Consider the following 616-nt stretch of genomic DNA (forward strand, 5'->3'; position numbering starts at 1 on the left):
CCCCTGCGGTAAGTTGAGGGAGTCCGATTTGAATCCCGGCGACAGAAACAGTGCCACTGACCACCGAATTCCCCACGGTCCTGAAATCAGGCTTCCACAGAAATTGGGCCAAGCCTCTGAATAGGATCATCAACCCAAAAGTCGTGAAAATCTGAGCAAGCATGGGAGCATCAATAATTTTCTTGATCACCACCCGATAAACAATAGCGCCTACGCCGAAAAGAAGTATGGCAGTAAGCGGAAGGGTATAAACCGGATCCAGGTTATAGATCGCATAGAGCCAGAAACTGGAATACATGCCCAGCATTAAAAACTCGCCGTGTGAAAAATTTACAATATCCATCACACCAAAAATCAACGTCAAACCTATAGCAATTAAAGCATAGATCAGGCCAATTAGTAGGCCGGAAGCGAGAGTCTGGATGATAATTTCTGACGTCATTTATACTCCTGGCAGACAGCAGTTTAGTAATCTCATTAGAGAAAATGTCGCCCTGACCTCGAATTTTAGCAATCAAGGCGACATTGCAATTCTCAGGTATCAACAAAAATCTACTGCGCCCATTTAGGCATGGGCCAGATAATTTCACGTGTTGCAAGATTAAATGGCCAGACC

Annotated in this window: 1 protein-coding gene; it reads right to left on the bottom strand. The window is 44.8% G+C overall.

The window, feature by feature from the left end:
- Positions 1–442, bottom strand: a 442-nt coding sequence (locus JK635_RS27900) for a branched-chain amino acid ABC transporter permease (RefSeq protein ID WP_202652989.1), incomplete at its 3' end; no start/stop codon positions are given.
- Positions 443–616: the final 174 nt, after the last annotated feature.

It is taken from the genome of Neobacillus paridis, from assembly GCF_016765675.1.
In the GTDB taxonomy this organism is placed as follows: Bacteria; Bacillota; Bacilli; order Bacillales; family Cytobacillaceae; genus Neobacillus; species Neobacillus paridis.